General features: G+C 70.5%; 23 protein-coding genes. 14 read left to right on the top strand and 9 right to left on the bottom strand.

Going from position 1 to position 19,693, the window contains the following annotated elements; genetic code table 11:
• The first annotated feature begins 47 nt into the window (after positions 1-47).
• Positions 48-1,484, top strand: coding sequence for an amidophosphoribosyltransferase (gene purF / locus AB0J46_RS47980; RefSeq protein WP_352361025.1), 1,437 nt, complete (start codon positions 48-50; stop codon positions 1,482-1,484).
• The gene (purM, locus tag AB0J46_RS47975; RefSeq protein ID WP_364342864.1) at positions 1,481-2,506 is read left to right on the top strand and encodes a phosphoribosylformylglycinamidine cyclo-ligase; all 1,026 of its coding nucleotides are present in this window, start codon (positions 1,481-1,483) and stop codon (positions 2,504-2,506) included. The genes purF and purM overlap by 4 nt, the downstream gene beginning before the upstream one ends.
• 33 nt (positions 2,507-2,539) lie before the next feature.
• Here purM and AB0J46_RS47970 read toward each other — a convergent pair whose 3' ends face one another.
• Positions 2,540-3,085: a CGNR zinc finger domain-containing protein gene (locus AB0J46_RS47970; RefSeq protein ID WP_364342861.1), complete on the bottom strand. Its 546-nt coding sequence runs from the start codon at positions 3,083-3,085 to the stop codon at positions 2,540-2,542.
• Positions 3,086-3,171: 86 nt separating this feature from the next.
• Between AB0J46_RS47970 and AB0J46_RS47965 the strand changes: the two genes are divergently transcribed.
• Complete coding sequence (locus tag AB0J46_RS47965) at positions 3,172-4,014, top strand: alpha/beta hydrolase (RefSeq protein WP_364342858.1); 843 nt, start codon at positions 3,172-3,174, stop codon at positions 4,012-4,014.
• A gap of 91 nt (positions 4,015-4,105) precedes the next feature.
• Here AB0J46_RS47965 and AB0J46_RS47960 read toward each other — a convergent pair whose 3' ends face one another.
• Entirely contained in the window at positions 4,106-4,330 is a 225-nt protein-coding gene (locus AB0J46_RS47960) for a DUF3073 domain-containing protein (protein ID WP_358301959.1), read from the bottom strand.
• Positions 4,331-4,481: 151 nt separating this feature from the next.
• On the bottom strand, positions 4,482-5,561 hold the full coding sequence (locus AB0J46_RS47955; RefSeq protein ID WP_364342855.1) for a Glu/Leu/Phe/Val dehydrogenase dimerization domain-containing protein: 1,080 nt from the start codon (positions 5,559-5,561) through the stop codon (positions 4,482-4,484).
• Between the two features lie 105 nt (positions 5,562-5,666).
• Between AB0J46_RS47955 and AB0J46_RS47950 the strand changes: the two genes are divergently transcribed.
• Together AB0J46_RS47950 and bldC are read left to right on the top strand one after the other, a co-directional pair.
• On the top strand, positions 5,667-6,530 hold the full coding sequence (locus AB0J46_RS47950; protein ID WP_352320456.1) for a hypothetical protein: 864 nt from the start codon (positions 5,667-5,669) through the stop codon (positions 6,528-6,530).
• Positions 6,531-6,852: 322 nt separating this feature from the next.
• Positions 6,853-7,056 (top strand): developmental transcriptional regulator BldC, encoded by a 204-nt coding sequence (bldC, locus tag AB0J46_RS47945; protein ID WP_013133571.1) that lies wholly within the window; start codon positions 6,853-6,855, stop codon positions 7,054-7,056.
• A gap of 122 nt (positions 7,057-7,178) precedes the next feature.
• Here bldC and AB0J46_RS47940 read toward each other — a convergent pair whose 3' ends face one another.
• Positions 7,179-7,790, bottom strand: coding sequence for a TetR/AcrR family transcriptional regulator (locus tag AB0J46_RS47940; protein ID WP_358301955.1), 612 nt, complete (start codon positions 7,788-7,790; stop codon positions 7,179-7,181).
• A gap of 257 nt (positions 7,791-8,047) precedes the next feature.
• Here AB0J46_RS47940 and AB0J46_RS47935 point away from each other — a divergent pair, with 257 nt between their 5' ends.
• From AB0J46_RS47935 to AB0J46_RS47920, 4 genes are all read left to right on the top strand, one after another.
• Entirely contained in the window at positions 8,048-9,040 is a 993-nt protein-coding gene (locus AB0J46_RS47935) for a LacI family DNA-binding transcriptional regulator (protein WP_358301952.1), read from the top strand.
• A gap of 208 nt (positions 9,041-9,248) precedes the next feature.
• A complete protein-coding gene (locus AB0J46_RS47930; protein WP_125645653.1) occupies positions 9,249-9,497 on the top strand; it encodes a hypothetical protein in 249 nt (82 codons plus the stop codon).
• Positions 9,498-9,628: 131 nt separating this feature from the next.
• Positions 9,629-10,477, top strand: a complete 849-nt coding sequence (locus AB0J46_RS47925) for an N-acetylmuramoyl-L-alanine amidase (RefSeq protein WP_364342850.1) — start codon at positions 9,629-9,631, stop codon at positions 10,475-10,477.
• The gene (locus tag AB0J46_RS47920; protein ID WP_364342847.1) at positions 10,474-12,066 is read left to right on the top strand and encodes a beta-N-acetylhexosaminidase; all 1,593 of its coding nucleotides are present in this window, start codon (positions 10,474-10,476) and stop codon (positions 12,064-12,066) included. Before AB0J46_RS47925 ends, AB0J46_RS47920 begins: the two co-directional genes overlap by 4 nt.
• Positions 12,067-12,073: 7 nt before the next feature.
• Here AB0J46_RS47920 and AB0J46_RS47915 read toward each other — a convergent pair whose 3' ends face one another.
• Genes AB0J46_RS47915 through AB0J46_RS47905 form a run of 3 tightly spaced genes read right to left on the bottom strand, consistent with a single transcriptional unit; the run spans position 12,074 to position 14,364 of the window.
• Positions 12,074-12,634, bottom strand: coding sequence for a GNAT family N-acetyltransferase (locus AB0J46_RS47915; RefSeq protein ID WP_364342844.1), 561 nt, complete (start codon positions 12,632-12,634; stop codon positions 12,074-12,076).
• Between the two features lie 20 nt (positions 12,635-12,654).
• Positions 12,655-13,707, bottom strand: a complete 1,053-nt coding sequence (locus AB0J46_RS47910) for a quinone-dependent dihydroorotate dehydrogenase (RefSeq protein ID WP_364342841.1) — start codon at positions 13,705-13,707, stop codon at positions 12,655-12,657.
• A gap of 6 nt (positions 13,708-13,713) precedes the next feature.
• Entirely contained in the window at positions 13,714-14,364 is a 651-nt protein-coding gene (locus AB0J46_RS47905) for a response regulator transcription factor (protein WP_364342838.1), read from the bottom strand.
• A gap of 18 nt (positions 14,365-14,382) precedes the next feature.
• Between AB0J46_RS47905 and AB0J46_RS47900 the strand changes: the two genes are divergently transcribed.
• Positions 14,383-14,757, top strand: coding sequence for a tautomerase family protein (locus tag AB0J46_RS47900; protein WP_364342835.1), 375 nt, complete (start codon positions 14,383-14,385; stop codon positions 14,755-14,757).
• 39 nt (positions 14,758-14,796) lie between these two features.
• Positions 14,797-16,176, top strand: coding sequence for a dihydrolipoyl dehydrogenase (gene lpdA / locus AB0J46_RS47895; protein ID WP_357708034.1), 1,380 nt, complete (start codon positions 14,797-14,799; stop codon positions 16,174-16,176).
• Between the two features lie 56 nt (positions 16,177-16,232).
• Here lpdA and AB0J46_RS47890 read toward each other — a convergent pair whose 3' ends face one another.
• On the bottom strand, positions 16,233-16,709 hold the full coding sequence (locus tag AB0J46_RS47890) for an anthrone oxygenase family protein (protein WP_364342832.1): 477 nt from the start codon (positions 16,707-16,709) through the stop codon (positions 16,233-16,235).
• 116 nt (positions 16,710-16,825) lie between these two features.
• Between AB0J46_RS47890 and AB0J46_RS47885 the strand changes: the two genes are divergently transcribed.
• Positions 16,826-17,314: a hypothetical protein gene (locus tag AB0J46_RS47885; protein ID WP_364342829.1), complete on the top strand. Its 489-nt coding sequence runs from the start codon at positions 16,826-16,828 to the stop codon at positions 17,312-17,314.
• On the opposite strand, the gene AB0J46_RS47880 is transcribed toward AB0J46_RS47885, so the two are convergent.
• Positions 17,315-18,133, bottom strand: coding sequence for a nucleotidyltransferase domain-containing protein (locus tag AB0J46_RS47880; RefSeq protein WP_364342826.1), 819 nt, complete (start codon positions 18,131-18,133; stop codon positions 17,315-17,317).
• A gap of 151 nt (positions 18,134-18,284) precedes the next feature.
• Between AB0J46_RS47880 and AB0J46_RS47875 the strand changes: the two genes are divergently transcribed.
• Together AB0J46_RS47875 and AB0J46_RS47870 are read left to right on the top strand one after the other, a co-directional pair.
• Positions 18,285-19,040 (top strand): hypothetical protein, encoded by a 756-nt coding sequence (locus tag AB0J46_RS47875; protein WP_364342823.1) that lies wholly within the window; start codon positions 18,285-18,287, stop codon positions 19,038-19,040.
• Between the two features lie 78 nt (positions 19,041-19,118).
• On the top strand, positions 19,119-19,586 hold the full coding sequence (locus AB0J46_RS47870) for a hypothetical protein (protein WP_364342820.1): 468 nt from the start codon (positions 19,119-19,121) through the stop codon (positions 19,584-19,586).
• Positions 19,587-19,693: the final 107 nt, after the last annotated feature.

The raw sequence follows: 19,693 nt of genomic DNA, 5'->3' as shown, positions 1-19,693 counted from the left end.
GCACCCGGGTGTGCGAGCACGGAAGCCCGCAACCTAAACTGAGGCATGTGCTGAAGGGCGACGGCCGGCTCGGCCATGACCTGGACCCCCACGACCGCGCACCCAAAGACGCCTGTGGCGTCTTCGGCGTCTGGGCGCCAGGCGAGGAAGTTTCCAAACTCACCTACTACGGGCTGTACGCGTTGCAGCACCGCGGCCAGGAGTCCGCGGGCATCGCGGTCAGCGAGGGCAGCCGCATCCTCGTCTACAAGGACATGGGCCTGGTGGCCCAGGTCTTCGACGAGTCGGTGCTGGGCACCCTCCGCGGCCACCTGGCCATCGGCCACTGCCGTTACTCCACCACCGGTTCGAGCGTGTGGGAGAACGCGCAGCCGACCCTCAGCTCCACCGAGGTCGGCGGGCTCGCGCTCGCGCACAACGGCAACCTGATCAACACGCCGGAGCTGGCCGAGCGCCTGGCTCCCGGCTCCACCCGGGCGACCACCGACACCGAGGTCCTGGCCTCGCTGCTCGCCCAGGATCGCACGCGTTCCATCGAAGACTCGGCGGCCGAGCTGCTGCCGCAGGTCAAGGGCGCGTACTCGCTGGTGTTCATGGACGAGAAGACGCTCTACGCGGCCCGCGACCCGCAGGGCATCCGCCCGCTGGTCCTGGGCCGCCTGGAGCGCGGCTGGGTGGTGGCCTCCGAGACGGCGGCCCTCGACATCGTGGGCGCCACGTTCGTCCGCGAGATCGAGCCCGGCGAGCTGCTCACCATCGACGAGGACGGCGTCCGGTCCCGCCGGTTCGCCCTGCCCGACCCCAAGGGCTGCCTGTTCGAGTACGTCTACCTCGCCCGCCCCGACACCACGATCGCGGGCCGCGGCGTGCAGGTCACCCGGGTCGAGGTCGGCCGCGTGCTGGCCCGCGAGCACCCGGTCGAGGCCGACCTGGTCATCCCCACGCCCGAGTCCGGCACGCCGGCCGCCGTCGGCTACGCCGAGGAGAGCGGCATCCCCTACGGCCAGGGCCTGGTGAAGAACTCCTACGTGGGCCGCACGTTCATCCAGCCCTCGCAGACCATCCGCCAGCTCGGCATCCGGCTCAAGCTCAACCCGTTGCGCGAGGTCGTCGCGGGCAAGCGCCTGGTGGTCGTCGACGACTCGATCGTGCGCGGCAACACCCAGCGCGCCATCGTGAAGATGCTGCGCGAGGCGGGGGCGCGTGAGGTGCACGTCCGCATCTCCTCGCCGCCCGTGGCCTGGCCGTGCTTCTACGGCATCGACTTCGCGACCCGCGCCGAGCTGATCGCCGGCTCGCTGTCGGTCGAGGAGATCCGGGCCTCGCTGGGCGCCGACTCGCTGGGGTACATCTCCCTGGAGGGCCTGACCAAGGCCACCACCATCCCCGCCGAGCGGCTCTGCCGGGCCTGCTTCGACGGCTCGTACCCGATCCCCATCGACCAGGACAACGTGGGCAAGTTCGTGTTGGAGAGCAAAGCGTGAGTACCTACGAGGCCGCCGGCGTCGACATCGAGGCGGGCGAGCGCGCCGTCACCCTGATGAAGGACAAGGTGGCGCGGGCCCGCCGGCCGGAGGTGGTCGACGACGCCAGCGGCTTCGCCGGGCTCTTCGACGCCTCGGCGCTGCTGCGTTACCGGCGTCCGCTGCTCGCCTCCTCCACCGACGGCGTGGGCACGAAGGTCATGATCGCCCAGCGCTACGGCAAGCACGACACGATCGGCATCGACCTGGTCGGCATGGTCCTCGACGACCTGGTGGTCTGCGGGGCCGAGCCGCTGTTCATGACCGACTACATCGCCGTCGGCAAGGTCGTGCCCGAGCGCGTCGCCGAGATCGTCGGCGGCGTGGCCGAGGGCTGCCGGCTGGCCGGCGCGGCGCTGGTCGGCGGCGAGACCGCCGAGCACCCAGGCGCCATGGGCCCCGACGAGTACGACCTGGCCGGAGCCGGCACCGGCGTGGTCGAGGCCGACGCCATGCTGGGCCCCGACCGGATCCGCGAGGGCGACGTGGTCCTCGGGCTGGCCTCCTCCGGCATCCACTCCAACGGCTACTCGCTGGTTCGGCACGTGCTGCGCGAGGCGTCGCTGTCGCTCGACGCGGTGCTGCCCGAGCTGGGCCGTCCGCTGGGCGAGGAGCTGCTGGAGCCGACCCGCGTCTACTCGCTCGACTGCCTCCACCTGGCCCGCACGACCGAGGTGCACGCCTACGCGCACATCACGGGCGGCGGCCTGGAGGCCAACCTGTCGCGGTCGCTGCCCGGCCACCTCGACGCGCTGCTCGACCGGTCGTCCTGGACCCCGCCGGCGATCTTCGGCGTCCTCGCCGGGCACGGGCAGATCGCCCAGAAGGACATGGACCGTACGTTCAACCTCGGCGTGGGCATGGCGGCCGTGGTGGCGCCCGGCTCGGCCGACGAGGCGATCCGGCTGCTCGCCGAGCGCGGTCTCCACGCGTGGGTGCTGGGCGAGATCGTCCAGGGTTCGGGCCAGGCCCGCTACCGCTGACCCGAAGGGGGCCGGCTCGACGCCGGCCCCCGTTCAGGCGGTCTTGTGCCGCTGGTAGTGGCGGGCGACGCGCACGCGGTTGCCGCACAGCTCCGGTGAGCACCAGCGCCGCCGGGGATGGGCGGGCAGGAAGACCATGCGGCACCGGGGGCCCTCGCAGGCCCTGATCCGGCTCGCCGCCGGATCGGTGAGCAGGTCGGCCGCGGCCTCGGCGAGCTGCGCGAGCAGGCGGGCGAGCCGGTCGCCGTCCCTGCGCGCGCCCTTGGTGAGCCCGCCGTCCGTGACGTCCAGACGCCCGTACGCGGGCGCGGCGCGCATCGCCTCGTTGATCGCCCCGACCGCCTCGCCGGGCGGCCTCTCACCCCCGCGCACGGCATTGACCGCCGCCGCCACGTGCGCCCGCAGCTCCCGGACCACGCCCAGATCGTCCGCCGTGTACGGCCCCCGGACGGAGGTCAGCCGGCCCGCCTGACGATCGAGCCAGTTCCCGAACACCTCGGGCGTGTCGAGGACGTCGAAGTCCTGGGCCCGGGTGTTCACCAGGTCCAGCGCGAGCGGCTCACCGATCAGGAACTCCATGGTTCCTAATGGTACATCTCCCCCTTGACGCGTTAGAAGTCTGCTCGCTATAACTAACGCATCATTGCGCGAGAAAGGCATTAGGTATGGAGATCCCGGAGATCCGCCACGGTTTCGTGGACGTGGAAGGCGTGCAGGTGTTCTACCGGGAGGCGGGCCCGCGCGACGGCATCCCCGTGCTCCTGCTGCACGGCTTCCCCTCGGCCTCCCACCAGTACAGACGCCTGATGGACGCCCTGGGCACGCGCTACCGCCTGATCGCGCCGGACTATCCCGGGTTCGGCCACACCGAGGCCCCCGGCGACTTCGTCTACTCCTTCGACCGCCTGGCCGACGTGGTCGAAGGTTTTGTGCAGAAGATCGGGCTCGACCGCTTCGTCTGGTACGCCTTCGACTTCGGCGGCCCCGTCGGCTTCCGCCTGGCCACCCGGCACCCCGAATGGATCGCCGGCCTGATCGTCCAGAACGCCAACGCCTACGACGAGGGCCTGTCGGACCTGGCGCGCACCACCGTCCACGCGCCCGCGGAGAGCCTGGGCGACCTGTTCACCCTGCCCGTCACGCGCGGCCAGTACGAGGGCGGCGCGTCGGACGTCTCAGCGGTCGCACCCGACGGATGGACCCTCGACCAGCACTTCCTGGACCTGCCCGGACGCCGGGAAGCCCAGCTCGCGCTCGCGCTCGACTACCGCTCCAACCTCGCGCTCTACGCCGACTGGCAGGCATGGCTGCGCCGCCACCGGCCGCCCACGCTGATCGTGTGGGGCCGCAACGACGCCTTCTTCCCGGAACCGGGCGCGCACGCCTACCTGCGGGACCTGCCGGACGCCGAGCTGCACGTGCTCGACACCGGGCACTTCGCGCTGGAGGACCGGCTCCCTGAGATCGCGCCGCTGGTCGCGGGCTTTCTCGACCGCACGCAAGCGTGACGAAAGCCCCACGGTTGCCCGTGGGGCCCGACGCTCATGAACGAGGATCCGGCACATGCCGGATCCTCGGCCACGTCACTCTGAAGAACGGCTATCGGCGACCGGGACGGCCGTCTTCGTCGTCCCCGGAGCCGTAGTCATCGGCGTAATCGGCATAGCGATCCGCCAGCTCATCGTTGAGGTCGTCGGCGTCGTCATTGCTGGAGTCTCCGACCCCGAGTTCGTCGCGCAGACGGTCAAGATCCGTGCCACCGCTGTTGTACTTCAGCTGGCGAGCAACCTTGACCTGCTTGGCCTTTGCTCGGCCGCGCCCCATTGGCTCGACCCCCTCGTGTGGGGTCGTCCCCGACCCCTCGTCGCTAACGCACCACACACTGACGCCGCCTGACTTTGGACGTCAGCCTATCGTTCGCCTATTACCGTACCTGTTTTGTGCCCAGCTCGGTACGTCGTATGGGCGTGGGGCGTCAGTGGCCCAGCCAAATGGCCCTAATACGCCCGACTTCCGACATTCTGCGCTCAGCTAGCCTATCCGCTGCCACAGCCGGCGGAACGCCCTCGTCCGCCGCGATCCCGAAGATCTTCAGAGTCGTGTCGTAGATCTGGGCCGCCTTCGCCCTGGCCCGGTCCATGCTGAAGCCCTCGATCTCGTCGGCGACCTGGATGACGCCGCCGGAGTTGACCACGTAGTCGGGCGCGTACAGGATCCCGCGGTCGGCCAGCTGCTTCTCGACGCCGGAATGCGCGAGCTGGTTGTTGGCCGCGCCGCAGACGATCTTCGCCCGCAGACCGGCCACCGTGGCGTCGTCGAGCGCGCCGCCCAGCGCGCAGGGCGCGAAGACGTCGATGTCGGACGTGGTGAGCGCCTGGGCGTCGGCGACCACCTCGACCTCCGGATGCCGCTGGCGCACCCGCTCGACGGCCCGCGGGTCGACGTCGCAGATCACGACCTCGGCGCCGTCCTCGCGCAGGAGGTCGACCAGGCGGTGGCCCACCTTCCCGACCCCCTCGACGCCGACCCGCCTGCCGTGCAGCGACGGCGTGCCGAAGACCCGTTCGGCCGAGGCGCGCATGCCCTGGAAGACGCCGAACGAGGTCAGGACGGAGGAGTCGCCGGCGCCGCCGTGGGCCAGGGTGCGGCCGGTGACGTGGCGGGACTCGCGGGCGACGACGTCCATGTCCTCGCTGAAGGTGCCGACGTCGCAGGCGGTGATGTAGCGCCCGCCGAGCGACTCGACGAACCTGCCGTAGGCGCGCAGCAGCGCCTCGCTCTTGACCTTGGCCGGGTCGCCGATGATGACGGCCTTGCCGCCGCCGAGGTCGAGGCCGGCCAGGGCGTTCTTGTAGGACATGCCCTTGGCCAGGTTGAGCACGTCGGCCAGGGCCGCCTGCTCGTTCTCGTACGGATAGAACCTGGTGCCGCCGAGCGCGGGCCCGAGGGCCGTGCTGTGGACGGCGATGATCGCACGCAGGCCGCTCTGCTCGTCGGCGCAGAAGACGACCTGCTCGTGGACGTCCTTGTGGGACGTGCCGAAGACGTCGGTCACGGTAGTGACTCCCTGTCCGGTCCACCGCTCCTTCGCGGCGGAGGTCACTCTCAGACTAGTAAGCCCGACGGTGCGCGCAGGTGCTCTTCGTGACACGATGCCTCCGTGCTGCCCTATGCCGCCTACCTCCGCGTCTATGAGCCACTGACCGCGTTCGCCGAGTCCGAGCGCAAGCTGTGGGCCGACTACGCCGACTCACGCGACCGTCCGCGCCGGGCGAACGCGCTCAATGCGGAGCACAGCGAGTCGGTCATGCGCCTGCTCGGCATGCCCCCTCAGCCCGTTCCCGCCCAGGAGAGCCCCAATGCCTATCTGCGGCGTGTTGAGGACCGTTTGTACGTATGTCCCTGGCAGACGCGTCTGCGGTCGTGGCTGGCCTTCTCAAGGCTTCGTGGCGCCACTCCCGTGAAGCTGATGGACCGGCTCGTGCCCAAGGCCATCGCCGAGCAGACGGCCGACGACTTCGACCGGTTCAAGCGCCGGGCCGGTTCGTCCGCCTTGCGTACGCACATTCGCACCACGGCGTGGCATGTGCCGCCATCGTGGTTCGTGCCGTTTGATGGGAACGAGCGCTGGCTGGTGCTCGGCTCCTCCACCCCGGGACAGGACGTGACGACCACTACGGGCCGTAACCTCATCTACGTCACCTCCATGGCGCAGGCCAGGAGGCGGGCGGCCCGCGCCCTCAACGTGATGCGCCGGCACCTCGGCGACGCGTCGTCCAACTTCGACGTGGAGGACATCGCGCGCTGGCTGGAGGAGTTCCACCCGCACTCGCTGGTCGAGCTCGACTACGGCGGCCTGGTCCACCTGATGAACGACGACGCCCTCCAGGCCGACCAGTCGGTTGCTGAGCTTTCGGCCGCTTTGACCGGTCTGGACACGGGTCAAGAAGAACTTGCCTATGCCATGTACCAGCGCGTCATCCTTCGGTGGAAGTCAATGCAACAGCTGGAATCCGCCAACTGATTCCCAAAACAACCGTCTGACCTGCATGAGTAGGTCACGTCTCGCGGCTGCTCTCTTCTGCGAACTGAGTAGTTTGCCGTTTTCACTGCGATACCACGAACCGTGTCGCTAGAATCACCGAGCGTGACATCGCCATGGGGGCGGGCAGTTGGGTCAAAGAAGGGCTCGCCAATCGCTCTGCGTGGCGGTATGGTCACATCGGGTGATGCCGCATATGGCTCAGAAAAGCCGCACGCTCTGCGCCATAGGGGGACATCCGTGACACGCGCAAAGGCAGTCACAGGATCGCTAAGCCGGTCCACACGGAGGAGAGGCCGCACAAATGTCAGCTCGTACACCCGAGGCCGAGCCGCTGCTCACGCCCGCTGAGGTCGCGACCATGTTCAGGGTCGACCCCAAGACCGTTACGCGGTGGGCCAAGGCGGGCAAGTTGACGTCGATTCGTACCCTCGGCGGTCATCGGCGTTACCGGGAGACCGAGGTTCGCGCACTGCTCGCGGGCATTCCGCAGCAGCGTTCCGAGTAGTCGCAAGGGTCGTCACGAACCTCAGGGGGGTTGAGGGTGGACCAGGTACGCTTGCCCGGTCCACCGACGTGACGTCGCACGGGGAAGTTGGCGTCGCCCGCCCGGCGCCACTCTTCCCCCCGCTACCCCAGTTGCTCGCCGGTGAGCACGTCGAGCAGCTCACCGACCTCGCCGTCGTAGGCGGCGGCCACGCCCAGCAGGGCCACCATGTGGTCGACGAGCATCTTCTCCAGAATCGGCCGCTCGACGTCGCGGTGCTCCAGCCAGTCGAGGCCGGCCGTCTCCACGGAGGCGATCCACGAGCGCAGCGTGGTGCGCAGCACCGGGCTCGGCTCCTCGACGCGCATCTGCTTCTGGATGAGGCGGAACAGCCTCCGGCGCACGCCGTCGACGATCTCCCCCACCTCGCCCGCCCGGTTGGCGGGCCCCCCGCGCAGCAGCGCGGCGAAGCCGGCGGCGTGCTCCTCGACGAAGTCGAAGTAACGCCCGAGGCCCGCGGCCAGCTCGTCGAGCGGCCTGCCGCCCTCGGCCGGGCGCAACCGCGACTCCAGCTGCTCGGCCGCGCTCCTCAGCGCGGCCACGTAGAGCTCCTGCTTGCCGCCGAAGTAGTGGTAGACCAGCGCCCGCGAGGCGCCTGCCGCGGAGGCGACGTCGTCGATCGAGACGTCCTCGGCGTCACGGGTGCTGAACAGCTCCAGCGCGGCCGCCATGAGCTCCTCGCGACGGCGGTCCACGCTCAGCCTTCGGCGTGCGGGGCGTGCCGTCTCGGCTGACTTCCCGGGTGTCACACCTGCACAGTATCCGACGGCATGCCCAATAGCGGACGTGTGGCGAATGGGTCAATATCAGGCTTCCCTAACCCGAAGCCGTACCCTGCGGCTTACTCGATCGTTTGGTGAGACAGGTGCCCATATCCGCATCGCGGGGGAGACACATGTCAGGACCGCCCGTCAACACTTCAACCATCGCCGAGCTCCGCGAGGTAGAGCCATTGCCTCGGCCACGACCCACCATCCGCAACGTCGCCGAGCGAGCCGGCGTCTCGAAGTCGCTGGTCTCACTCGTGCTGCGCGGATCCCCGCACGTGAGCGAGCACCGGCGGCAGGCAGTGCTCCAGGCGGCGCGCGAGCTCGGCTACCGGCCGAACGCCGTCGCGCGCAGCCTGGTGGAAGGACGTACACATCTGGTCGGGGCGCTCGTCGCCGACCTGCACAACCCGTTCTACGCCGAGTTCCTCGACGGCCTGCAGGAGAGCCTGCACGGCGACGGGCTGCGCATGCTGATCGGGAACAGCCAGTGGGACCCGGCGTTCGAGGACGAGGCCGTCGAGGCCTTCCTGGAGCTCCGGGTCGACGGGCTGGTGCTCTTAGGCATCGCGCCGACCAGCGAGACGCTGATCGAGGCCACCGCCTACACCCCGACCGTCGTCGTAGGGGAACGTGACATCGAGCTCGACGGCGTCGACATCGTGGTCGACGACGACCGGCTCGGCGCCCGGCTGGCCATCGACCACCTGGTGAACCTGGGGCACAAGCGGATCGCGCACATCGAGGGCCCCCGGTCCTCGCGCTGCGAGGGCTACCTCGTGGCGATGCGCAGGCATTCGCTGGCCCCGTACATCATGGTCGAGGCGGCGGACGCGACCGAGGAGGGCGGCCGCGAGGCGGCGATCGCCCTGCTGACCCGCGACCCGCGGCCGACGGCCGTGTTCGCGGCCAACGACGTGGTGGCGCTGGGCGTGCTGGCCGCCGCGGCCGAGCTGGGGCTGCGGGTGCCGGACGACCTGTCCGTGGTCGGCTACGACAACACCCACCTGTCGGCCTCACGGCACATCTCGCTCACCTCGGTCGACCAGCCGCGCCGTGCCATGGGCAGGTCGGCGGCCGCGCTGCTGAGCGACAGGATAGGCGAGCCGGCCAAGGGCGCCCGGCTGCGCGAGATCCAACCCGAGCTGATCGTGCGCCGCAGCACGGGACCCGCCTGAGGGGATATCTGCCGGTTGCGCTGCCGTTGCGGGCCTTTACCGGCGCCGCAATGGCACGGCGGGCCAATGCGCAGGTCTCTCGTCAGCAAGCCCGCCCAAAGCCTGGGTCAAGCCGTACGGCAGCGTCGCCGGACGGCGGTTTACTCGTCAGGGTCATGCTAATTGTGGCCGAATCTGGTTCGGTCACGATCTGATCCGGGGGACAGTCATGCGTGATCCAGAACTGGTGTCCTGCGCCCAGCGCGCGGCGGCCGAGCTCGAACGCGCCTGGGGGCACTGGCGGGCGGGCAGGGGGCGGGGCACCGACGTCGGCGCCGAGTCCGTCGCCAGCTACGTGGCGCATTCCCTCGACCATCCGTGGGGCCGCCCCCGCGTCGTCCTCGGCCTCGACGCCGAGGACGCGCGGGAGCTGGCCGCCCTGCTCGAACGGCAGGAGGTTGGCGAGCACGTGTGGTGAAGCGGACGGCGAAACCGCCAGGCGGGCCCTCGCAGCGGTCCCGATCCGGCACTTCGGCAGGGTCGCGAACCGACTCGCAGGATTGCTGTTGATACGGGCCTGAACGCGTGGCTTCACGTAAGTTGGAGCTCATGCGTGCTCTACCAGCCACCGTCCTCGCCGTCTGCGGCCTGATCGCCTCCGCGTGCGGCGGCACCGAGCCTGGTGGCGCCGCGGCAGGTCAGGCCCCCTCCACCGTCCAGGAGACCGGCAAGGCGTCCGTCCAGGACGAGCCGACGAAGACGGCCACGGCGAAGCAGGCACCACCCGGCGCCAAACCGCTCGCCGGCAAGGTCATCGTCATCGACCCCGGGCACAACGGCGCCAATTACCGCCATCCGGCCGAGATCAACCGCAAGGTCAACGTGCTGACCCAGATGAAGGAATGCGACACGACCGGCACGGCCACGAAGAGCGGTTACAGCGAGGCCGCCTTCACCTGGGACGTCTCCAACCGCATGGCGAAGATCCTTGAGCAGCGCGGCGCGACCGTCAAGCTGACCAGGCCGAACAACGACGGCGTCGGCCCGTGCATCGACAAGCGGGCCGCGATCGGCAACAAGGCCCATGCCGACGCGGCGATCTCGGTCCACGGCGACGGCTCGGACAACCCCTCGCACCGGGGGTTCCACGTGATCCTCCCGAAGAAGATCAACGGGCCGGTCGACAAGGTCGTGGGCGCCTCGACCAAGCTGGGGATCGACGTACGCGACGCCTACCTCAAGGGCACCGGCATCCCCTACTCCAACTACGTCGGCACCAAGGCGCTGAACTTCCGCAACGACATCGGCGGGCTCAACCTCTCGACCGTGCCGAAGGTCCTCGTCGAGTGCGGCAACATGCGCAACGCCATCGACGCGGCCAAGTTCCAGGACCCGAAGTTCAGGCAGCGGATCGCCTTGGCACTCGCGAACGGGATGCAGCACTATCTCGAACCATGATTCCTCGCCCAGAGCTGCTCAGTGATCTTTCCGGCTCCTTCGAGCTGACCTCGGGCGCGACCGTCGCCGGTCCGTACGCGGACGCGGTACGTCGCGCGCTGCCCCTCCTCGACCTGCGCCCGGGAGACTCGGGCGAGATCGAGGTACGCCAGGATCCCGCGCTCGGCGCGGAGGCCTACCGGCTGACCACCGGGTCGCGGGGGATCGAGATCGTCGCCGGCGGGGCGGCGGGCGCGTTCTACGCCGCGCAGTCGTTGCACCAGTTGCTGCCGGACGCCTCCTACCGGTTCGCCGAGGGCGCGTCGTGGCCGGTGCCCGGGGTGCGGATCGAGGACGCGCCGCGGTTCGCCTGGCGGGGGCTGCACCTCGACGTGGCCCGGCATTTCTCCCCCAAGCGGGAGGTGCTCCGGCTGATCGACCTGATGGCCGTGCACAAGCTGAACCGGCTGCACCTCCACCTGGTCGACGACCAGGGCTGGCGGGTGGAGAGCCGGGCGTACCCGCTGCTCCACGAGGTCTCCTCGCACCGGCAGCGCACGGCCGTCAACTACTACCGGGAGCCGGAGGCGTACGACGACATCCCGCACGGCGGCTACTACACGCTGGAGGACCTGGCCGAGATCGGCGCGTACGCGCGGTCCAGGTTCGTCACGGTGGTGCCCGAGATCGACGTGCCGGGGCACGCCTCGGCGATCCTGGCCGCCTACCCGGCGCTCGGCACCACCGGCGAGCCCTACGACGTGCTCGACCGGTGGGGCATCTCGCCGGCGATCCTGTCGCCGCTGCCGGCGACCGTCGAATTCCTGATCACGATCTTCGACGAGATCATCGGCGCGCTGGGCGAGGTGCCCTTCTTCCACATCGGCGGGGACGAGGTCGTGCTCGACCACTGGGCGCAGTCGGCGCAGATCACGGCCTACCGCGAGTCGCTGGGGCTGTCCACGGTGCCCGACCTGCAGGCGTGGTTCCTGCGCGCGCTGGCCGACGCCCTCGCCGAGCGCGGCGCGCGGGCCGTGGTGTGGGACGAGGCGTTCGTCAGCGGCGGGCTGCGCCAGGACACCGTCGTCATGCCGTGGCGCGGCATGGGCGTCGGGCGGCGCGCCGCCGCGGCGGGCCACGACGTGGTCGCCACCCCGGTGTTCCCGCTCTACTTCGACTACGCCGAGGCGGCCTCCGCCGACGAGCCGATGGCCATCGGCGACACCACCACGGTGGCCGACGTGGCCGCGTTCGACCCGGCCCCGGCCGACTGGACGGACGAGGAGCGGGCGCGCGTCATGGGCGTGCAGGCCCAGCTCTGGACCGAGCGGGTGCCCGACCCCCGGACCGTCGACTACCGGCTCTGGCCGCGGTCGTGCGCGCTGGCGGAGGTGGCCTGGGCCGGCTCGGGCGGCGAGGGGTTCGCCGGGCGGCTGGCGGAGCACCTGCGGCGGCTCGACGCGATCGGCGTGGAGTACCGGCCGGCGGCGGGCCCGCACCCGTGGCAGCGGCGGCGGCCGCACCGGCCGAGCGGCGTGAAGGTGAACGAGGTGATGGAGCGCATCGACGCCATGACGCACGACGCGGAGTCGACCAGGCCGAGCGTCTGACCGGCGGTCACATGGGCGCGGGACGGTCGTTGAGTATGCGCTGGAACAGCACGTGGTCCTGCCACGCGCCGTCGATGCTGACGGCGCGTGGGGCCATGCCGTACTGCTCGAAGCCCGCCTTGCGCAGGACCGCCTGCGAGGCCTTGTTGTGCAGCAGCGTGCCGGCCTCCACCCGGTGCAGGCTCAGGTCCTCGTCGGCGGCCCGGCACGCCTCCCGCACCGCCTTGGTGGCCAGCCCCCGCCCGTTGTAGGCGGCGTCCACCCAGTAGCCCAGCGACGCGCTCTGGGCGGCGCCGCGGATGATGCTGTTCAGGTTCATCCTGCCCACGACGCGGTCGCCGTCCGTGAGCACCCACGGCATCACGAAGCCGGCCGCACGGTCCTCGGCCAGTCGTTCGAGGCGTGCGGCCTGGCCCGCGGGGGTGAAGAAGTCGGCCGGCCTGCGGGGCTCCCAGGGGCGCAGGAAGTCGCGGTTGCGGCGGTAGGCGTCGGCCAGCGCCCGCGCGTCGGACCTGGCGACGGGGCGCATGACGACGTCGTCGGTGAGCTTCACCTCGGCATTGATCACGATTCCACGATAGGGGAGCCCTAGGCGGTGCGGCCGATCGCCTCGGTGACGGAGGACAGGCCGTGGCGGCGGACCCGGCGGGCGAGCTGCCGGTGGATGCGGGCGGCCCACAGCGGGCCGCCGTAGATCCAGCCGGTGTACCCCTGGACCAGGGTGGCCCCGGCCAGCAGGCGCTCCCAGACGTCGTCGACGTCCTCGACGCCGCCCACGGAGACCAGCGTGAGGCGGTCGCCGACCTTGGCGCGCAGCCGGCGCAGCACCTCCAGCGAGCGCCCCTTGAGCGGACGCCCGGACAGGCCGCCGGTCTCGCCGCCGTGCCGGATGGTGGTGTTGGTCGCGATGATGCCGTCGAGGCCCAGCTCCACGGCCAGGTCGGCGACCGCGTCGACGTCTTCGTCGGCCAGGTCGGGGGCGATCTTCACCAGCAGCGGCGTACGGCGCGGCGTCGCGTCGGCGACCTCCTTGACCGCGGCCAGCAGCGGGCGCAGCAGCTCGACCGCCTGGAGGTTGCGCAGGCCGGGCGTGTTGGGCGAGCTGACGTTGACCACCAGGTAGTCGGCCAGCGGGGCCAGCTCCCTGGCGCTGGTCACGTAGTCGGCCACCGCCTCGGACTCCGGCACCACCTTGGTCTTGCCGATGTTCACCCCGACCACGACCGGCACCCCACGCGTACGGCGCAGCCGCCGGGCGGCGGCGCGGGCGCCGGAGTTGTTGAAGCCCATCCGGTTGATCACCGCCCGCTGCCCCACCAGCCGGAACAGGCGCGGTTGCGGGTTGCCGGGCTGGGCGTGCGCGGTGATGGTGCCGACCTCGACGTGGCCGAAGCCGAGCGCGGCGATCGCCTCGGCGCAGGCCGCGTCCTTGTCGAACCCGGCGGCCAAGCCGAACGGGCCGGGGAAGTGCACGCCGAACGCGGTCACCCGCAGGACCGGGTCGTGCGGGGCGAACGCTCGGTGGAGCAGCCGCTTGAGCAGGGGCAGCCGGGCGAGCACGGCCAGGCCCTTGACGGTGAGACGGTGCACGGCCTCGGCGTCGAAACGCCGCAAGACCTGCGTGAACACGAGGCGATACATCACGGGTCAGGCTACCAATCCCGCCTCGTGGGCGATGATCGCGGCCTGGACGCGGTTGCGCACGTCGAGCCGGGTCAGGATCGTGCTCACGTACGCCTTCACGGTGCCCTCCACGATGTGCAGCCGCTTGGCGATCTCCGCGTTCGACAGGCCCGCGCCGAGCAGGGCGAGGACCTCCCGCTCGCGGTCGGTGAGCACGCCGACGCGGTCGCGGGCCTCGGCCTCGCGGGCCATCCGGCCGCCGGCGAGCTGGGCGATCACGCGCTGGGCCACCTTGGGCGACAGGTACGCCGCGCCGTCGGCGACCGCGTGGATGCCGGCGATCAGCTCGCGCGGGTCGCCGGACTTGAGCAGGAACCCGGCGGCCCCCACCTCCAGCGCCCTGGCGATGTAGTCGTCCTCGCCGAACGTGGTCAACATCACCACGGCCGTGGCGGGCGCGACGCGGCGCAGCTCGGCCGCGGCGGCCAGGCCGTCGAGGCGTGGCATGCGGATGTCGAGCAGCGCGACGTCGGGACGGTGGCCGATGGCCAGGTCGACGGCCTGTCTGCCGTCGCCTGCCTCGGCGACCACCTCCAGGGACGGGTCGGAGTCGAGGATCGCCTTGACCCCGGCCCGGATCATGGCCTCGTCGTCGGCGAGGAGTACGCGGATCACGCCCTCTATATTGCCGACATGGCACAAGTGAAGGTTTACGGGCGTCGTGACGTGTGGGCCGGACGGCAGCGTGAGATCTCCGATCTGCTGCAGTCGTGCCTGGTCAGCGCGTGGGGCGTGCCCGAGGAGAAGCGGTTCCACCGGTTCCTGCTGCTGGACGCCGACGACTTCGTCTGCCCGGGGCGCAGCGCGAACTACCTGATCATCGAGGTCGTGTGCTTCACGGGACGCAGCGACGACGCCAAGCGCGCGCTGATCCGGTCGATCTACGAAAAGTCGGGTTACGACCCCCAGGATGTGGAGATCACGATCATTGAGATGCCCAAGGTGAACTGGGGAATTCGGGGCGTTCCGGCCGACGAGCTGACGCTGTCGTACAAGGTGGAGGTCTAGCGTCAAGGGTGGCCTGGGGCGGGCGGTATGGTCCGAGTCATGAGCACTCACTATGACGTCGTCGTTCTCGGCGCGGGTCCGGGAGGATACACGGCCGCCGTCCGCGCCGCCCAGCTCGGGCTGCGTACCGCGGTCGTCGAGGAGAAGTACTGGGGTGGCGTCTGCCTGAACGTGGGCTGCATCCCGTCCAAGGCGCTGCTGCGCAACGCCGAGCTGGCCCACATCTTCCACAACGAGGCCAAGACGTTCGGCATCAGCGGCGAGGTGAGCTTCGACTACGGCGCGGCCTTCCAGCGCAGCCGCAAGGTGGCCGACGGCCGGGTCAAGGGCGTTCACTACCTGATGAAGAAGAACGCCATCACCGAGTACGACGGGCGCGGCACCTTCCTCGACGCCAACACCCTGCAGGTCAACGATGAGACGATCACGTTCGACCACTGCATCATCGCGGCCGGGGCCACCACCAGGCTGATCCCGGGCACGCAGTTGTCGGAGCGGGTGGTGACGTACGAGGAGCAGATCCTCACCGAGAACCTGCCGCGCAGCATCATCATCGCGGGCGCGGGCGCGATCGGCGTGGAGTTCGCGTACGTGCTGCACAACTACGGCGTCAAGGTGACGATCGTGGAGTTCCTCGACCGGGTCGTGCCGCTGGAGGACGAAGAGGTCTCGGCGGAGCTGGCCAAGCGCTACAAGCGGCTCGGCATCGAGGTGCTGACCTCGACCCGCGTCGACGGCATCGAGGACACCGGCGGCTCGGTCAAGGTCACCGTCACCCGCGACGGCCAGACCCAGGTGCTCGAGGCCGACAAGGTCATGCAGGCCATCGGCTTCCAGCCGCGCGTCGACGGCTACGGCCTGGAGAAGACCGGCGTGCAGCTCACCGAGCGCGGCGCGATCGCCGTCGACGGCCGCTGCCGCACGAACGTGCCCCACATCTTCGCCATCGGCGACGTCACCGCCAAGCTCATGCTGGCCCACGCCGCCGAGTCGATGGGCATCATCGCCGCCGAGACCATCGGCGACGCCGAGACCATGGAGCTCGACTACGTGATGATCCCGCGGGCCACGTACTGCCAGCCGCAGGTGGCCAGCTTCGGCTACACCGAGGCGCAGGCCCGCGACCTGGGCTACGACGTCAAGGTGGCCAAGTTCCCCTTCACGGCCAACGGCAAGGCCCACGGCCTGGGCGACACCGCCGGGTTCGTCAAGATCATCAGTGACAACACCCACGGCGAGCTGCTCGGCGCCCACCTGATCGGCCCCGAGGTCACCGAGCTGCTGCCCGAGCTCACGCTGGCCCAGCAGTGGGACCTGACCGTGCACGAGGTCGCGCGCAACGTGCACGCGCACCCGACGCTCGGCGAAGCGGTCAAGGAGGCGATCCACGGCCTCGCGGGCCACATGATCAACATGTGATCCCGTCGCGCGGATGCGCATCCCGGTGCTCGTCCATCGGGATGCATCCGGCCGGGTCAGACCCAGACGTACAGGGCGACGCCCAGCAGCGCCACGGCCAGCGCCGAGGCCCAGCCGCGCAGCGTGTTCCACCGGGTCCAGCGCGGCGCGTACGCCCGCCAGGCCAGGTCACCCGCCTCCAGGGCGTTGTTCATCGGCACGTTGATCGCGGCCGTGACGGCGATCGAGCCCAGGAAGTAGACGACGGCCGCCGCGAACGCCGGCATCGCCGGCCCGCCGTCCCCGCCGATCAGCAGGAACACGCCGGCCAGCAGCGAGGCCACGGGTGCGAGCATGAACGTCGACAGGAACCCCGGGTTGAGGATCTTCCTGTTCATGCTGCGCATGGCGGCCGCCGCGCCCTCCTCCCCCATGGATTCCCCCATGGCGTCCAGGCCGGGCATGACGGAGGTGGAGAAGGCGAAGAACACGCCCGCCATCAGCCCGTTGAGGACGAGGGCGAGCACCGAGGAGACGACCGCGAGTACGCTCACGTCCCTATGATCCCTTAAGTCACAGTTGTCCGGAAACGGCGGACAATCCGCGATTCTCATTGAACGTTCATGTATTCCTGAGATGTCTCTGAGACCGGGGGCACAACGTGGTGCCCGTGCCTCCAACGAACGCGCAAACACAGATCGGACGGCTCGGGGCCGTCACGGTACGCCTGGGGCTCTTCGGGCTGGTCGCGCTGGGCATCCTGGGCGCCGGCCTGGAGCTGGCCTTCGAGCGCCATTGGCAGTCCTGGCAGCAGTTCGTCCCCTGGGTGGCGCTGCTGGCGCTCGGGGCCGCGCTCGTGCTGCTGGCCCTGGACGCCTCGCCTCTCACTCTCAAGGTCGTCCGCGGAATCGCCCTGGTGGTGCTGCTCGCCTCCGCCTACGGCGTGTACGCGCACATCTCGGCCAACCATGGCATGGGCGCCTTCGACCCGCGCTACGCCGACACCTGGCAGACCCTCTCGCCCCTCACCCAATGGTGGTACGCGCTGACCAAGTCCGTCGGCCCGGCCCCGCCGCTCGCGCCCGGCATGCTCGCCCAGAGCGCGCTCCTGCTGCTGCTGACCACGCTGGCCCCCGCCAGGGCCAGGGAGAACGCCTGATCACACCCCGCAGGCGGCCCGCACGTCGGCGACGAGTCGTTCGGCGGCGGCCACCGTACGGGTGATCTCCTCCGGTGTGCCGCCGACGGAGGCGAGCAGCGCCTGGGCCCGCTCGCCGAAGCCGGACGGCGCCGAGGGCAGCCGGTCGGCGGCGGCGACCATGCCCTTCTCGTTGATCAGCCAGGCGCCGTCGGCCGCGTGCAGGGCGTGGCAGGCGACGCCGATCGCGCGGAACAGCGCCCCGGCGGCGTACACCGGGTCGCTCCCGGCGGCGCCGTACTCGGCGATCGTCAGCGAGAAGCCGGCCTCCCACAACGCCTGGACCAGCGCCTCGCGCAGCGCGGGCGGGTACGCGGCCGTCTCGGCGCGCAGGGCCGCCAGCTCGCCGGACGGGTCGGCCAGCACCTTGCACAGCGCCACCTCGCCCGCGTAGGCGTGGGAGTAGAAGCCCAGCGGGTGGCCCGGCTGGACGCCGATCTCGTACCGTCCGGCGCGGCAGTCCTGCCAGACGCGGCGCACCCGGTCGAGGTCGCGGTAGATCCAGTCCACCCGCCACCCCTCGACGGTGAGCCAGCCGCCGCCGTCGACCCACGGGCCCCAGCCGCCGGGCTCGGTCACCTCGGTCGGCTCGCCGGTCATCTCCTGGGCGAGGGCGCGCAGGTCGCCGACGGCGAGCGGCCCCCGGTAGTACAGGCCCAGATCGATGTCGGAGTCCGGCCGGTGCGTGCCGCGCGCCCGGCTGCCGCCGAGCGCGACCGCCACCACGCCGGGCACCTCGGCCAGCTTCGCCGCGATCTCCCGCAGCCGTTCGTCACGCATGCCGGTCCGCCATCCGTCCAACCTACCGAAGGCCCAAATCGCATATTTCCGAACCACTCCGGCATTCTCCGCGTCACACTCAAGCACAGCCCGGTGTGTGATCCACGAGACTGGAGAGACCGAAGTGGCGTCAGGTCGCAAACTCGTAGCCATGGCCGTGATGACGGCCGCCGCGCTCACCACGGGAGGAGCCGTGGCCCGGGGCGAGGCCCGCCCGGCCGCCGCCGCCGTCCAGGAGCCGGCCCCCGTGACCACCACCGCTCTGACCACCACTCCCGCCGCCGTCGCCGAGCCCGCCTGCATGCGGGTCAAGGGCGCCGAGGTGTGCGTGGGCCCGGACGGCAGCGACCGGCCCGGCATCTGGGTCGAGGACACCCGCAACGACAAGCTGCACGCCGCCGTCGAGTACCACCTGAACGAGTACCTGGGCACCAAGTACGTCATCCACAACCTGGCCGGCAAGGGCGAGATCCGGGGCAACCGCGAGATCGGCAGGACCGTGACGTTCCGGGCCGCCGTGTACGAGGGCAACCACCGTGTCCGGGTGGGCCGCTGGAAGACCGTCCGCAACCTCACCAAATACCCGGTCAAGCGCGACACCGGCGTCACCCCGGCCGCCGCTCGGGGCCGTGCGGAGCTGTGCTCGTACACCAAGGGCGGGGCGAGCGTGTGCTTCCACGAGCGCGACACGTACGTCTTCGCCTGCGACACCAGGGCGGACGAGTACCAGGCGCGGGCCGAGTACTTCGTGGCCGGCGACCCGACCGCCCGCTACGAGATCCACCAGCTCGCCGGCCTCAACACCTGCGGCAAGGCCGAGCACGGCGACCAGTCGATCAGCATGTACCGCGCGTCGGTCTACAACGGCTCCCACCGGGTCGCGACGCGGCAGTACAAATACAACTAGCTTGCAAGCGGCCCCGCAAGCCGGTTGAAATCGGGCCAATGCACTGTGTGGTCATCCCAGAGAGGAAGGAACCCCTCGATGACCGCCTCCCGTACCGCCGCCGTCCTGACCGGTGTCGCCGCCGCAGCCCTGGTCGCGCTTGCCTCCTCCCCCGCCCAGGCCGCCTCGGCCGCCCCGTGGGGTCCCTACTACGCCCCCGGGCACGCCGCCAAGGCGACCGGCACGCTGAGCGCGACCGGCGAGGACCACGCCGACCTGCCGACCGCCGACGTGGTGCGGATCTCCGGCAAGCTGACCGACCAGACCCGCAAGGACTCCGCCTGCGGCTGGGCGGTGTTCCGCATCACCTACCGCGACGGGAGCAACCTGCCCAACAAGGAGCGCGGCATCCGCAACTGCTCCTCCAGCTCCGCCAAGCGGTTCTCCTTCGAGTACCACGACGTCTACCAGGTCGAGCTGAAGGTCTGCGCCGAGGGCAAGGGCTCCAAGCCGTCCCTGAACTGCCTGTACGCCGGCACCTGGAAGACCCTCTACCTGTCGAAGTGACCACCCCCGGCGGCGGGGGGGCGCCCCCCCCCCCCACGCGGGGGGGGGGGGGGGGCCCCCGCCCCCGCGGCCCCCAGCGAAAAAAAAAGAAACAGAGGAAACAAGAG

Origin of the sequence: Nonomuraea sp. NPDC049758 (assembly GCF_040674635.1) — a bacterium.
Taxonomy (GTDB): Bacteria; Actinomycetota; Actinomycetes; order Streptosporangiales; family Streptosporangiaceae; genus Nonomuraea.
This window is presented reverse-complemented; position numbering and strand designations above follow the sequence as displayed.